Source organism: Desulfovibrio sp. (assembly GCF_034006445.1).
In the GTDB taxonomy this organism is placed as follows: domain Bacteria; phylum Desulfobacterota; class Desulfovibrionia; order Desulfovibrionales; family Desulfovibrionaceae; genus Desulfovibrio.
The window spans coordinates 53,527-67,365 of the sequence record NZ_JAVESS010000015.1; the positions used below are offsets into that span (position 1 = coordinate 53,527).

A 13,839-nucleotide genomic window follows, 5' to 3' on the forward strand; every position below is an offset into this window, starting at 1 on the left:
CGGCCCGACAGCGTTGCCCCTGGTTACGGCAGCATACAGTCCACGTCCTTACTCTCTGTCTTTCTTCGCACAGAGTCTTTTTTTCGCTCTCCTGTCTGTTCTGGGATCATCCAGGCAAAAATGTTGCCTGTACCGTATGGCACCCCGGCGCTCTTCGCTTCCGGGGTCTTTGCATTGTGGCGTACACCGCAATGCCATGGAGCAGTATGTCCGCCATTAGCATTGAAAATGTGGCATTTGCCTATGATTCAGAACCTGTTTTGCAGGATCTTTCCGTGAATATTGCCTCCGGGGACTTCGTCTGCGTTCTGGGGGAATCCGGGTGCGGCAAGAGCACGCTTTTGCGCATTCTGGCAGGTCTGGCGCGCCCCACGCAAGGCCGGATTCTTATTGGCGACAGGGAAATCACCGGCGCGGGCATGGACAGGGGCGTTGTTTTTCAGGATTACAGCCTGTTTCCCTGGCTGACCAATGGCAAAAATATCGTGCTGGCCCTGAAGGCGCGGTTTCCTGAAAAAACCGAAAGCGAGCTGAAAAATATCGTGTATGAGGGGCTCGTGAATGTGGGGCTTGAGGCCAGCGTTTTCGACAAATACCCCTTTGAGCTTTCCGGCGGCATGCGGCAGCGGTGCGCCATTTGCCGCGCCTTTGCCCTGGATCCGCCCGTACTCCTGATGGATGAACCCTTCGGCGCGCTTGACGCCATCACCAGGGTCAAGTTGCAGCGCCTGATTCTCTCGCTGTGGCAGAAGGACGAGAGCAACAGAAAGACCATCATTTTCGTCACGCACGACGTTGACGAGGCCCTGCTGCTCGCCAACAAAATTCTGCTCTTCGGCTCAAGCCCCAGCGGCATCATCTATACGCACAGCTTTGCAAAAGACAGCAAACCGCCCCTGGACAACATGTTTGAGGATCACTCCATCCTCGCCCTGCGCAACGAACTGATACGCAATCTGAACAAGGATATCATGAAGCGGGTATGACCCGTCATTGTTCGTTTTCCTTCACTGAGGGAATGCTTTTTTGTCTTATAATTGACTGAAACGGCTGACATTTTACATTTACTTAATTACCGTGGAGACTCCAGTATGAAAAATGTGTTACGTGCCAGTGTTTTTTGCCTGTTGCTGTCCTTATGTGCCTTTGCGGCTTTTGCGGCGGACGCCCCGCAGACCTTCAAGGTGGCGTACAATCCGCAGACCGGCAATATCCTTGGTTTTATAGCCCTGGATAAAGGCTATGACGCTGAAGAAAACATCAAGATCGAGCTGGTTCCTTTCTCCAATTCAACGGACGCGCTGAACGCCCTGCAATCGGGCAAAGTGGACGTTGCCGTTTCTTTCGGCACCACGGCCCCGCTGACCTTTGTGACCAAGGGCGCGGATTTCACCATTTACGGCGGCTATGTTTCCGGCGGCATGCCAGTTTATTCCAGGCCCGACTTTGAATACAAGGGCATGCAGTCCTTTGTGGGACACAGCGTGGCCGTTCCCCGCATGTACACGCCGGAAATCGTCTGGCGTGGAGCCATGGCCAAGGCGGGTCTGGACCCCAACTCGCAGTGCACGGTTCTGGAATTCAAAAAACCCACGGAAGTGCTTGAAGCCGTCAAATCGGGTAAAGTCGATGTGGGCATCGGCACCAACTCCACCTATCTGCAGGCCGTTGCCGCCGGGCTCAAGATCGTGACCTGGACCAATGACCTTGACCCCATGCACGTCTGCTGCCGCCCTGTGAGCAAAACCTCCCTGCTGACAGACAACCCGGCCCTCGTGGTTTCCTTTCTCCGCGCCTGGATCAAGGCCGAGCACTTTTTGATCACCAATCCCGAAGACTGCGTGCCCATCAACGCCAACTACCTGAAGCTCGACGAAGTGCAGGCGCGGCAGATGCTGCTTGAAACCAACCAGGTGTTTGAATCAGATCCGAAAACCAACGGCGTGCGCTACATGTGGAAGCTGCTGGGTGACCTCAACTATGCGCAAACAGGCGGCATTGATATTGAAAAGCATCTGAATTCCGCCCTGTACGAGAAGGCCCTGAACTCCCTCGCGGCGGAAAACCCCAATGACAAAGTTTACGCCATGTTCAAGGAACGCTACGTCAAGTACAACAAATAGGTATGCATGATGAGCGCCATTATTGACAATCAGGACCTGCATTCGCGGGCTGGCGGCAATAAAGCCGCCGCCCCGCGAGGGCAGGGGTTTTTCGCCCGCTGGAGCGCCGCCGCCGGGACGGCGCTCCTGGTGGGGATAATCCTGCTGGTGTACGAACTCTGCACCGACGTTTTCGGCCTTCTGGACGCCATGCTGTTTCCCGGGCTCGGCAAGATCGGCGCGGCGCTGGTGCGTTCTTTGCCGCAGCTTTTTGAATCCTGCGTAAGTTCCATGAGCCTGCTTGTTCCCGGCTATATCATCGGAGCCTTGAGCGGCATTGTTCTTGGAGTCTTTGTGGCCATGCACCCCTGGTTGCAGCGGGCGGTACGGCCCCTCATTTTCGCCCTCAGCCCCGTACCCCCGTCCATGCTGACGCCCTATCTCATCGCCGTGCTGCCCACGTTTTATGCCTCATCCGTGGCCATCATCTTTCTTGGCGTGTTCTGGCCGTATCTTGTGGGCACCATCACCGGCATAAACCTCATTGACAAGAAATACCTGGACAATGCGGAGATTCTGCAACTGAAGGGCGCGCGAAAGCTGTTTTTCGTCATCCTTCCGGCAGCCGCGCCCCATATCTTGTCCGGCGCGGGCACGGCATTGACCTTTTCCTTCATTCTTCTGACCGTGGCCGAGATGTTCGCCACAGATTCCGGCCTGGGGCATTTCATCCAGTACTACGCCGACTTCTCCGATTACGCGCGCGTGCTGGCTGGCCTCTTTTTCACCGCCGTTGTCTTTGTGTGCATCATGCTGGTGTATGAATACATTAAACGTAAAACGCTTTTCTGGATGCTGTATGGCGCAGCCAACGGCAGATAGCCAGCGGGAGTTTTGGCGCGGCCGCCCTGTGGCCGCGCCCCGCAGGCATCCTGAAAAAACTTCAGGCCGAGACGGCCCGCCGCGCTAGAGCAGTTTACGAATGAAATGAGTTAAATGCTCTGCAAGGATTTTTCTGAAAAATCCTTGCCACGAAATGCGAGCAGGCGGGCTTTTGCCTGCCGTACGCGAGCATTTCAAGTGTTAAATGCTCTAGGGACTGTTTCTAAATAATTCTTTTGTCCAATTGGCTGCGCAAAAGGCTATTTTTTACTCTCGTCATGTACCGCAAAAGTACACTCCTTTCGTAAAAAACCCTTTTTCCTCGCCCTTGGCGCAAAATCATTAATTTAGAAACAGCCCCTGGCGAACCGATGGGCCGCCCCCGTGTCGCAAGGAAGAATCCATGAAAAAAATCCGTATGAGTTGCGCTTCCGGCGGATGCACCTATGAGCGCATGGAGCCGGCCATTGAAGTGCTGGAAAAGGGCGACCTCGATTACATCGTCTTCGAGTGCCTGGCGGAAAGAACCATCGCCAATGCGCAGATGGAAAAGCTGAAAGACCCCTCCAGGGGCTACAATCCCATGCTTGAGGAGCGGATGCGGGCCATTCTGCCCCTGGCTGCCGCAAAAGGCGTAAAGATCATTTCCAACATGGGCGGAGCCAACACGCCGGGCGCTGTGGCGAAAATTCTGGAAATAGCGGCGGAGAAGGGCGTGCGTGGGCTGAAAGTGGCCATGGTGCGCGGCGACGATATCACCGCCATGACGCCGCGCTATTATGACGTGCCGCTGTGGGATTCCGGCCAGCCTTTGCGCACGCTTGCCGACAGCATCGTTTCGGCCAACATCTACCTTTCCGGCGATCCCATCAAACAGGCCCTGGATTTGGGGGCGGATATAGTCATTACCGGGCGCGTGGCCGACGCCTCGCTGTTCGTGGGCCCGCTCAGGCACGAATTCGGGTGGGACGTGCACTCCCCCGACCATCTCGGCCAGGCCATTTTGCTGGGGCACCTCATGGAATGCGCCAACCAGCTCACCGGGGGATATTACGCCGATCCCGGCTACAAGGATGTGCCGGATATGCACCGCCTCGGCTTTCCCATCGCCGAGATCGACGAAAGCGGCGTGTTTTCCATCACCAAGGTCGAAGGCTCCGGCGGCCGCGTCTGTGTGGATATCTGCAAGGAACAGCTGTTATATGAAATCGGCGATCCTGCGGCCTATATCACGCCCGACGGCATAGCGGACTTTTCGCAGGTGACCTTCGAGCAGGCGGAAGAAGACAGGGTCGTGGCCCGTCATGGCCGCGCCCTGCCAGCGCCTGACACCTACAAGGTGAATATCGGCTACAAGGACTGCTACACCGGCGAGGGCAGCATAAGCTACGGCGGAAAAAACGCCCTGGCCAGAGCGCAGCTTGCGGCGGAAATTGTGAAAAAGCGCCTGGAGCTTATGGGCGTGACCCTGGACGAGTTCCGGGTGGACTACATCGGTTGTAACTCTTTGTACCGTGACGCCATTTCCTCCTGCATTGCGCCGCAGGCTCCGGCCGAGGTGCGCATGCGCGTGGCGGGGCGCTCGTCCACGCCGGAGCCAGTGGCCCGCATGACGCGCGAGGTGGATTGCCTCTATATCAACGGCCCTGCGGGCGGCGGCGGCATACGTTCCGAGTTCGGGCCTGTCATCTCCGTTGAAAATATCCTTATCCCCCGGGCGGATATTACCCCGACCGTGGAAATCTTCGAGATCTGAAATGAAACTGAGAGAAATCGCGCACGCCAGGGCAGGAGACAAGGGCAACACCTGCAATATCTGCGTCGTACCCTATGACGAGGCGCAGTACCCGCTGCTGAAGGAAAAACTGACTGTCGACAGGGTGCGGGCCTTTTTCAGCGACATCTGCCTGGGCGAGGTCATCCGCTACGAGGCCGATGCCGTGAGCAGCCTGAATTTTGTGCTGAAAAACGCGCTCGGCGGCGGCGTGACCCGCAGCCTTGCCGTGGACAAACACGGCAAAACCCTGGGCATGGCCTTGCTGGAAATGGACATCTGATGCCGCGAACCGTGGGGACGGCCCAGTTTGTTGGGTATTTTGCTTTGAAATACTTTGTGGGGGAGGGACCCTTTTGCAAAAGGGTCTCCTCCCCCACGCCCCCACCCCCTAAAACCTTTATTGGCGTTTCAGGGGGTTACAAGGGTGTCCTGAGCTGGAGCGGGGTTTTCTAAGGCAAAGCCTTTCAGGCCTTGCACTCTCTCAAGAATAAGCTGCTCTGGTACAGAGCGTTTGGCCCAGGTATTTGGGCCATGCGTCTGGCCAGGTATTTGGCCCAGGTATTTGGGCCATGCATTTGGTTCATGCATTTGGGCCAAGCGCCTCGCCCATATGTTGGGCCAACCAAGTGTATTCAGTATTCCGGGTCGCGCGAGCGGTGCTCGCCGTGAGGCACAGACGCGGTGTGCCCGCATTGCTGTGTGCCAGGGCGAGCATGCCGAAAACGTTGAGAATGAGTGTTCCCATCGTTGTTCTGCGCCGTTTGCGAGACGCGGGCGGCCCTATGCTATGCTCGCCGGGAGGCGAGTCATTCCTTCGCGGGGATGACGTGGATTGCCTTGACCAGCAATACCACCTGATCCCCTTCTTTCAGCTTCAACTCCTCAAGGGACTCGGTGCTCAGGATGGACGTCATTGTCCCCGGTTCGGCAAGCTTGCATGAGATTTGCGACATGATATCGCCTTTCTTGACCTTGGTTACCGTGGCTTTCATTGAGTTACGTACGCCGTATTTCATCTTTGACCTCCTGAATTGGGGTTGTGACTCTTTTATACCACCTCGCCAGGGAGACATCAATGAAAACAGACGCAATACGCGCATGAAGTCTGTCGGGACATTTTACTTTTTTAGAGCAATGTAACTTTTAAATTGCTCTGACGGCTGCGTGAGCAGACGTTCGCTACGGAGGCGTAAGCGCAGTTTACCTGCGCGGTTAAACGCCGAAGTGAGCGTGTCTTAAACTTTGAGAATGTATATTCTCAAAGTTAATCTACTCTAAAAACTGTAAATATCCTGACTCTGCATAAGAGCGTCATGCGTTGTGGAATGGCCTTGACGTACCACAAACACGGTAGCAACGTCTTTGCCTCTGCGGCAGGCAAGGCTCTGACTACATACACGCGGCACGCCGTTTTTGGTGGAGTAGGGAAAAAGATACAAACGCGGCTTCGGGCTGGACAGGCTCCGGCACGCTCCGGCACGCTCCGGCACGCTCCGGCACGCCACGGGCGGGCATGCCAAAGGACGCGGCCTGAATATTGAGGCAGTGGAAAGCTGTTACAAACCGCAGTGCATCGTTCCGGTTTGCCGTTGTCGTTATTCCGGCTTGGTGTTGTCCTTATCCTTGTTGCGGGAGGCGGGGTCGTCGGCCTCCTGCTCACTGATGGACTGCTTGAAGTTTTTTATGGCCTTGCCAAGCCCGCTGCCGATTTCAGGCAGTTTTTTGGCGCCAAACAATAGAATCACAACTACCAGCACAACAAGCAGATGTTGTATGCTCAGTGCTCCCATACCATCCATCCTTGCGTAGGGGTTTGTCCTTACGGGTTACAGGCTTTACTGATTGACGCCTACAGCATAGACGTCCGGCCGCGCAAAGGCAAATCAGGCGCGCGTATCGTGAATCCTCTCTGGCGGCGGCTTGCGGCGAGTTTTCGGCACGGCGTGCGCCTGCATGCCGCGACATGCGGTTGCCGTCATCCCCCGTTCCTTCCGCCGGATGCCGTGGCGCAAGGGCTGAAGCCGCGCTCTGGCGCTGTTTGACCTTGCCCTGAGCGCATACTACTCTTCTCCGGGATGCCATGGGCGCGGTCATGACGGGCGCGGCCAATGCCGAAAGCAGAAAACTCGGGAGGGCACATGTCCGGCCATATTGAAGCCTCAATTATCATTCCGGTCTATAATCAGTGGGCTTTTACACGTGCCTGCCTTGAGGCCCTGGCTGCCACGACGGCAGACAAGGCCTGCGAAGTGATCGTTGTGGACAATGCTTCATCGGACGCCACGCCGGAGCAATGCCCCCTTCTGGGGGCGCAGCTTTTTGGAGCCAGGTTCAGATACCAGCGCAATGAAACCAATCTTAACTTCGGCCCAGCGTCCAACCTGGGCGCCAGACTGGCGCAGGGCGTCTTTCTTGTTTTCCTCAACAATGACACGGTGCCCCTTCCCGGCTGGTATCAGCCGCTCATAGACGATTTTTCGGCCTACCCGGATATTGCCGCCACAGGGCCGGTGCTGCTCTATCCTGAAAGCGCACCTTTTGGTCATACTGTACAGCACCTTGGCGTTTGCGTTTCGCCCTCTCTCGGGGTCGGGCACCTCTATGAAGGCATAGCCGCTGACTGCGAACTGACAAAAAAGCGCCGTTTCTTTCAGGTGATAACGGGAGCCTGCCTGGTGATGCCGCGCTCCGTCTTTATGGACATTGGCATGTTTGACGAAGGCTATATCAACGGCGTGGAAGATGTGGACATCTGCGCCCGGCTCTATAGTCAGGGCTACAGACTGACCGTAAACCCCAATTCGCGGGTGATCCACCATACCAGCCAGACCCCGGGACGGCATCGGCATGAACAAGCGAACTTCGCCCGCCATGCGCGGCTCTCTCAGTCATTGCTTACGCCTGACTGGCATCTGCATCTGAAGAATGACGGCATGTTCTTGAAGGTAGGGCCGTGGCAGACCCTGCAAGGCGCATTGCCCATACAGCAATGCCAGCAACTGGACAAAATCGCCGCCATATCCTCCCGTGATGAGATTCGGAATCTTCTTGTGCGTTATCCCCTGTGGGAGGGGGGCTGGCAGGCCATGGTCCGCGCTGGCCGCGACGCCGACGGGCCAGACCGTATCGTCGAGCGGCTTGCCATGCTCAAGCTTTTTCCCTCACCGGAAAGAGCGCTGGAACTGTACCCTGACGCATGCCTGGCGCACAATAAGGAAGTCGCCTCTTACGCATTCGGCAATCTGGTGGGTTTCTGCAAGTCTTTTGAAGAATATGTGGCGGCTGCGGAATCCATGCGCCAGTGGTGCGCGGACATCGGAATGGATGAACTGGCGGAGCAGTACACGGCGTGGCAGGCGGGAGCGGACGGGTTTTACGCTGCCAGCTATGTGCCGTTCATAAATGCGTTCTGGAACATGAGCAGGCTGCTTCCTCTCTCCCCTGGGGAGGGATGGTCATACACGCTTTGGCGGCATGGCTCCGGGCGGCCTTCGCAAGCCCCTGAAACCGCAGATCCGCTTTGCGCCTCGCCGGAAAAAGGCCCTGCTTTTTCCATACTCATGCCGGTGTACAACCCCAGAAAAGAGCACCTTGTCGCCGCGATCGAGTCTGTGCTCAGCCAGCAGTATCCGCACTGGGAACTGTGCATCGCTGACGATGCCTCCACAGACCCTGTGGTCAGGGATGTTCTGGAGGGCTATGCCGGCAGGGACTCCAGAATTCGCGTCATCTACAGGCCAGAAAACGGCCATATCGCTGCCGCCACCAATACGGCGCTTGCCGCTGCGCGCTATCCCTATGCGGCTCTGATGGATCAGGACGATCTGCTCGCGCCCGAAGCCCTGCGTATCGTGGCTGAAGCCATAGCGGCCCACCCCGAGGGCCTGCTCTTTTATTCAGATGAGGATAAAGTCAGTGATGACGGCGCTGCCTTTTATCCACACTTCAAAAACGGCAAATGGGATTGGGATCTGTTGCACGCGCAGAACTTCGTCAACCACCTTGGCGTATACCGCACAGACCGCATGCGCGATATCGGCGGTTTCAGGGAAGGTTTTCGCGGCGCGCAGGATTTTGACTTGCTGCTGCGGTATACGGCGGGAGAGGACAGCGCACGTTTTGTTCACATCCCCCAGGTTCTTTACCACTGGCGAGCGCATGCGGGCAGTACGGCAACTGACATCAGGGTAAAAAGCGAGGTCGAGGGCAGCGCGATACGGGCTGTTCAGGAACGTATTGAGAGTCTTGTTCCCGGGGCTGAAGTGTCTGTGGTGCCCAACCTGCAGTTTTTACGGGTGAAATTACCCTTGCCGGAAAGGCGGCCCCTGATCAGTCTGATACTTGACATGGGGGAATCCCTGCCGCTTCTGGAGGCCCAGGTTTCCGCCCTGTCAGCGCGCACGGACTATGGAAAATATGAAGTTCTGGCACTGTACAGCGAGGCGGTGCCCAGGGCGTCCCTTGCCAGGGTTCAGCGCCTCATATCCAAAAGTATCCGTCTGTTGCCGCATCCTGCCGGGTTTTCACAGGCGCAAAGGCTGCAGATGGGGGCGCAGCATGCGCAGGGGCAGATTTTAGGATTCCTTTCCGACGGCGTGGTTCCCCTGACAAAAGGCTGGCTTGAGGAACTGGTTTCATGCCTTTGCCGTGATGGGGTAGGGGCCGTGGGCGGCAAGCTGCTGCAAGGAAGGGGCATGTTGCACGGCGGCTATCTTGTGGACGCCAGCGGCCGCCTCACCGCCATTTTTCGTGGCCTGGCCTCTGACGAGCCCAGCTGGTTTGGCTGGAACTTGCTGGCCAGAACAGTAGACGCCCTGGACGGTTTGTGTCTGTTCACCACTGCGGCAACGCTGGCCCAGATGGGTGGTTTTGACGCCGCCATGCCGCATGCCTCTGTATGGGATTACTGTCTGCGTCTGGGTGACAAGGGGCTTCGTTCGGTATGGTGGCCTTTTGCGGAGTTTTTTCTGCCCCAGGCCGTTGAAAGGACGGGGCAACAGTCGCTTTCACCCTATAACGACGCCACGGCCGACCCCGCATTCATGGCCCGCTGGACTGACCGGCTTGTTCCTTTCAACAAAAACCTGCTGGCCCGGGGCCCGGGCTGGGTGCTGTTTACAGGCGGGGCGGACGACCAGACCGGAACAACGTAAGTTGCCAGGCGGCGTTTGACGCCGTATATGCGGGCGATGTGGAGCAGTGATGCTTCAGTGATGTTTACGTGATGCTTCAGCAAATGAGGAAGCCAAGGGCATGTTATACAGTATCAAGATGCGCGCGGAAAGCGGGTCACGCCATATTTCGGGCGCGGAGCGCATTGTGGAGCGTCATGAGATATCTCAGGCCATGGACGCCCTGACCCGCCGCGGCATGGAGCATCCCAATGGCCCGGCGGAAACCGTGACAGTGACCGTGAGGCCCGTCACACGGCCGCTTGTGACCATACAGGCCCTGCCTGTGAGCGAACCCAAGGTGCGCAGCCTTGAAGAGGCCCGGCAGGTGCTGGATACGGAACTTTGCGCCATGGGGCTGCAATCCGGCCCGGTGCTGTCCCTGCTGTACGGATTGCGGGAACCCATGCGCGGTGCCGTGCTGCTGGACGCGGACAGTCTGCAGAGGCTGGAGCCGGATCAGCGGCGCGGGGTGCGGGCCACATGTATGGACTATACGGGCAACACAGGCGAGGGCAAAAACCATTTCAAGGAAGCGCTCTGCCTTTCCAGCAAGGTGGCCCACTGCCCGCAGATTATCGGCGAGTTGTGCATTTCCGACGACCCGGATTATACCACAGGCTACTTTGCTTCCCGTGACCGGGGCTATGTGCGCATTCACCACATCAAGAAATGCGGCATGCAGCTGGGGGGGCGCATTTTTCTGTTCAGGGGAAGCCCCGACAGCGTGCAGCAATGCATGGATTATCTTGAGAACCAGCCCGTCATGGTGTCTCTGGAGTAGGCATGGACAACTTCGCCTCGCGTATTGGCGCCATCAAGGCCGCCCACCTGTACCGCGTGTTGCGCACCCTTTCAACGCCGCAGGGCAGGGAAGTGGTCATTGACGGTCAGCGCGTGCTGCTTTTTTCGTCCAACAGCTATCTTGGGCTTAACACCAACGACCAGATCTGCCGTGAGGGCATTCGCGCCATTGAGGAATTCGGCGTGGGCTCCGGCGGTTCGCGTCTTGTGACCGGCAACATGACGCCGCATATGCGTCTTGAGGCAGCGGTGGCCCGATTCAAGGGCAGCGAGGCCGCCCTGGCTTTCACCAGCGGCTACACGGCCAATGTGGGCGTCATCAGCGCCTTGTGCCACAAGGATACCGTGATTTTCAGCGATGCGCTGAATCATGCCAGCATCATTGACGGTTGCCGTCTGGCGCGAGGGCTCACTGCGGTGTACGCGCACAACGACATGGACGACCTGCTGAAAAAAGTGCGCCATTTTCGGCCCCGGCAGGGCTTTATTGTCACCGACAGCGTGTTCAGCATGGACGGCGACATCGCGCACCTGCCCGACCTGGCAGCCATAGCCAGAGAGCACGGCCTGACGCTCATGGTTGACGACGCGCATGCCACAGGCGTGCTGGGGGCCACGGGGCGCGGCTCGCTGGAACATTTCGGCCTGAGCCACGAGGACGTGCCCGTTGTCACGGGCACACTCAGCAAGGCGGTGCCCAGCGAGGGCGGCTTTGTCTGCGGCAGCGCATCCCTTTGCGAACTGATCCGCAATACGGCCCGTTCCTTCATTTTCACCACGGCCCCTTCACCGTCCACGGCAGCCACGGCTGCGGCAGGCATTGAGTACATAGCCGCGCATCCCGAACTGGTGCGCCAGCTTCAGGACAATGTGGCCTGGTTTGCGCAAAGCCTTGCCCGGAGAGGCCTGGGCACTCACGGGCAAAGCCCCATTATTCCCGTCATGGTAGGGGATGAGGCAAAGGCCGCCCGCGCCGCCGAGGCATTGCTGGCCCTGGGGGTTTTTGCGCCCTGCATACGGTATCCCACGGTGCCAAGGGGGATGGCGCGGTTGCGGCTGACGGTCATGGCCGCCCATACCCGCGAGGATCTGGACTATGCCGCTGACTGTCTTGAAAGGGCGCTTGCCGCCGCAAGGGCAGACTAGAGCAGTTTACGAATGAAATGAGTTAAATGCTCTGCAAGGATTTTTCTGAAAATCCTTGCCACGAAATGCGAGTAGGCGGGCTTTTGCCTGCCGTACGCGAGCATTTCAAGTGTTAAATGCTCTAGGGAGTGGTATTACGGGCATGCCCAAGGAGTTGGACATGCCCGCTTCAACGTGCAAGATGGTCGATAAACGCCCGCTGTCGCAGCGTCCTTGGCAATTTCAGCGTGAAACTGTCCGGGGGCGCGCCTGCTCCGCCATTCCGGGTAAAAGGGGCCGGTCAGGCTTTGGCAAAGGGGTTTTCATTGCTGACAACCTTGTTTCTGCCGCACCTTTTGGCTACATACAGGTTTTTATCCACCAGTTTCATTGCGTTATCAAAAGCGGAGTTCAAGTTTTTATGGGGATTGTCCAGGTTGACGATCTTCACGCCAAAGCTGGCCGTCACGTTCACCTCATGCCCTTCGTAAACAATGCCGGTCTTGCAGAGGCTCTGCCGCAACTGCTCCGCCACGTGAACCCCTTGCTGTATGCCGGTATGCGGCAGCAGCAGGATAAATTCCTCGCCGCCATACCTACAGCAGAGGTCATCCTTGCGCAGCCACGATTGCAGGAGCCGGGCCGTATGGCGCAGCACTTCATCGCCACAGGCATGCCCCCACGTGTCATTGATTGTTTTAAAGGAATCAAGGTCCATCATGATGATGACGGCCTGCGAGCCTTTTTCCGCATGTGCTTGCAGGGCATCGAGAGCCAGGTTGCCGAAGGCCCGGCGGTTCAGCAGGCCCGTCAGAGCGTCACGGTTGGACATCTCCTTGTACTCGGTTGACTGGGTGGTAAGCTTGGCAACGCTTTTGTCCAGTTCTTCGGCCATGGTGTTGAAGGCAGTGGAAAAGTCGCCAAGAAAATTCACGCGGTGCTGATAGTCGCCCCTGGCAATGCAGCGAGTCTGCCAGGTCAGGTGGCGCAAATCTGCCTGAAGGGATTTCAACGAACCGATGACATAGCCCTTCTCGGCACACTTGTATTCCAGCTCTCCCCGGCTCAGGGCGTTTGCCATGTTGCGTATGCCGAAGAGCAGTGAACCCAGCTGTTTCATACCAGGAATGTCACGAAGAGCGTCCGGTACATCTTCACAATCCACAGTGCTGCGGCTCAGTATCGCCTGCACGTAGGTTATGACTTCTTCCGCCTGTGAATCGCCATCGTGCTCGGAAAAATGAGTGATAATGTCTTGAGGCATAGGCTGTTTCCTCGTTGGTACTACGCAGCAACAATTCTTGCAGTGGTGTAATGGCGGAGGCAGGCTCGGGCTGCTGTTCTTGTTCCGGATTTTTTCATCGGCAACGCCCGTGTGGCGGGGCAGACGCCAGCCATAAAGGCGCTGGAGCAACCTCAGCTTTGCCGTGCAGCAAGCCGCAAATAAAGACCATCCGCCAATAATGCCAGGTGTTTTCTGCACCCCTGCCATTACCTGTAAAAGCGCGCACGCGCGCAACGACCACGCAGCAGGCTGCTTGCGCGGTCGTGTGCCACAGGCCTGGGCAGCGGACCACAAGGCCCGGTGGTGCTCAGTGCCGACTGTCGTCACTGCGCGCTGTAGGCAAAAAACAATCCGCCCAGATTCAGAAAAGAATACCTCGGGGATGTCTTTGCCCTTGCTGCGTCAGGTTTTGACCAGAGTTTTTCTTGGATAAAGCTTCGTAAATAAAAATAAAGTACCGCATTAAGACATGTCAACAAATAATGAGGTAATAATTGAGATGATTTTGTCGTCAGGCAGAACTGGCTCACTTCTTTAAGCTATTTATAAGGGCCATGCTTGTGAAGAGAGCAGTTTACGAATGAAATGAGTTAAATGCTCTGCAAGGATTTTTCTGAAAATCCTTGCCACGAAATGCGAGTAGGCGGGCTTTTGCCTGCCGTACGCGAGCATTTCAAGTGTTAAATGCTCTAG

11 protein-coding genes are annotated in these 13,839 nt (G+C 57.1%); 8 read left to right on the forward strand and 3 right to left on the reverse strand.

Going from position 1 to position 13,839, the window contains the following annotated elements; all coding sequences use genetic code 11:
• Nucleotides 1–206 precede the first annotated feature (206 nt).
• The 5 genes from RBR41_RS11335 (at nt 207) to RBR41_RS11355 (ending at nt 5,041) form a co-directional block, all read left to right on the forward strand.
• Entirely contained in the window at nt 207–986 is a 780-nt protein-coding gene (locus tag RBR41_RS11335) for an ABC transporter ATP-binding protein (protein WP_320352710.1), read from the forward strand.
• Nucleotides 987–1,091: 105 nt separating this feature from the next.
• Complete coding sequence (locus RBR41_RS11340; RefSeq protein WP_320352711.1) at nt 1,092–2,123, forward strand: ABC transporter substrate-binding protein; 1,032 nt, start codon at nt 1,092–1,094, stop codon at nt 2,121–2,123.
• A 9-nt stretch (nt 2,124–2,132) separates the two neighbouring features.
• Nucleotides 2,133–2,984: an ABC transporter permease gene (locus tag RBR41_RS11345; RefSeq protein ID WP_320352712.1), complete on the forward strand. Its 852-nt coding sequence runs from the start codon at nt 2,133–2,135 to the stop codon at nt 2,982–2,984.
• Nucleotides 2,985–3,387: 403 nt separating this feature from the next.
• Nucleotides 3,388–4,740 carry an acyclic terpene utilization AtuA family protein gene (locus RBR41_RS11350; RefSeq protein WP_320352713.1) on the forward strand — a complete coding sequence of 451 codons (1,353 nt, stop codon included), beginning with the start codon at nt 3,388–3,390 and terminating at the stop codon, nt 4,738–4,740.
• A gap of 1 nt (nt 4,741) precedes the next feature.
• Nucleotides 4,742–5,041 (forward strand): hypothetical protein, encoded by a 300-nt coding sequence (locus RBR41_RS11355; RefSeq protein ID WP_320352714.1) that lies wholly within the window; start codon nt 4,742–4,744, stop codon nt 5,039–5,041.
• 526 nt (nt 5,042–5,567) lie between these two features.
• Here RBR41_RS11355 and RBR41_RS11360 read toward each other — a convergent pair.
• Nucleotides 5,568–5,861, reverse strand: a complete 294-nt coding sequence (locus RBR41_RS11360; RefSeq protein ID WP_320352715.1) for a TOBE domain-containing protein — start codon at nt 5,859–5,861, stop codon at nt 5,568–5,570.
• Between the two features lie 495 nt (nt 5,862–6,356).
• On the reverse strand, nt 6,357–6,551 hold the full coding sequence (gene tatA, locus RBR41_RS11365; protein ID WP_320352716.1) for a twin-arginine translocase TatA/TatE family subunit: 195 nt from the start codon (nt 6,549–6,551) through the stop codon (nt 6,357–6,359).
• A 348-nt stretch (nt 6,552–6,899) separates the two neighbouring features.
• On the opposite strand from tatA, the gene RBR41_RS11370 reads away from it, so the two are divergent.
• The 3 genes from RBR41_RS11370 to bioF all read left to right on the forward strand — a co-directional run bounded on the left by RBR41_RS11370 (nt 6,900) and on the right by bioF (nt 11,882).
• Nucleotides 6,900–9,914 (forward strand): glycosyltransferase, encoded by a 3,015-nt coding sequence (locus RBR41_RS11370; protein WP_320352717.1) that lies wholly within the window; start codon nt 6,900–6,902, stop codon nt 9,912–9,914.
• Between the two features lie 100 nt (nt 9,915–10,014).
• Complete coding sequence (locus RBR41_RS11375) at nt 10,015–10,716, forward strand: 6-carboxyhexanoate--CoA ligase (protein WP_320352719.1); 702 nt, start codon at nt 10,015–10,017, stop codon at nt 10,714–10,716.
• Nucleotides 10,717–10,718: 2 nt separating this feature from the next.
• Complete coding sequence (gene bioF, locus RBR41_RS11380) at nt 10,719–11,882, forward strand: 8-amino-7-oxononanoate synthase (protein ID WP_320352720.1); 1,164 nt, start codon at nt 10,719–10,721, stop codon at nt 11,880–11,882.
• A gap of 280 nt (nt 11,883–12,162) precedes the next feature.
• Here the strand turns inward: bioF and RBR41_RS11385 are convergent, their stop codons facing one another.
• Nucleotides 12,163–13,125 carry a GGDEF domain-containing protein gene (locus tag RBR41_RS11385; protein ID WP_320352721.1) on the reverse strand — a complete coding sequence of 321 codons (963 nt, stop codon included), beginning with the start codon at nt 13,123–13,125 and terminating at the stop codon, nt 12,163–12,165.
• Nucleotides 13,126–13,839 lie beyond the last annotated feature (714 nt).

Excerpts from the sequence above, each read along its gene's own strand:
- RBR41_RS11375 (WP_320352719.1), top strand. The coding sequence starts at position 10,015 with ATGTTATACAGTATCAAGATGCGCGCGGAAAGCGGGTCACGCCATATT.
- RBR41_RS11350 (WP_320352713.1), top strand. The coding sequence starts at position 3,388 with ATGAAAAAAATCCGTATGAGTTGCGCTTCCGGCGGATGCACCTATGAG.
- tatA (WP_320352716.1), bottom strand. The coding sequence starts at position 6,551 with ATGGGAGCACTGAGCATACAACATCTGCTTGTTGTGCTGGTAGTTGTG.
- RBR41_RS11370 (WP_320352717.1), top strand. The coding sequence starts at position 6,900 with ATGTCCGGCCATATTGAAGCCTCAATTATCATTCCGGTCTATAATCAG.
- RBR41_RS11355 (WP_320352714.1), top strand. The coding sequence starts at position 4,742 with ATGAAACTGAGAGAAATCGCGCACGCCAGGGCAGGAGACAAGGGCAAC.
- RBR41_RS11345 (WP_320352712.1), top strand. The coding sequence starts at position 2,133 with ATGAGCGCCATTATTGACAATCAGGACCTGCATTCGCGGGCTGGCGGC.
- RBR41_RS11385 (WP_320352721.1), bottom strand. The coding sequence starts at position 13,125 with ATGCCTCAAGACATTATCACTCATTTTTCCGAGCACGATGGCGATTCA.
- RBR41_RS11360 (WP_320352715.1), bottom strand. The coding sequence starts at position 5,861 with ATGCGCGTATTGCGTCTGTTTTCATTGATGTCTCCCTGGCGAGGTGGT.
- RBR41_RS11340 (WP_320352711.1), top strand. The coding sequence starts at position 1,092 with ATGAAAAATGTGTTACGTGCCAGTGTTTTTTGCCTGTTGCTGTCCTTA.
- bioF (WP_320352720.1), top strand. The coding sequence starts at position 10,719 with ATGGACAACTTCGCCTCGCGTATTGGCGCCATCAAGGCCGCCCACCTG.
- RBR41_RS11335 (WP_320352710.1), top strand. The coding sequence starts at position 207 with ATGTCCGCCATTAGCATTGAAAATGTGGCATTTGCCTATGATTCAGAA.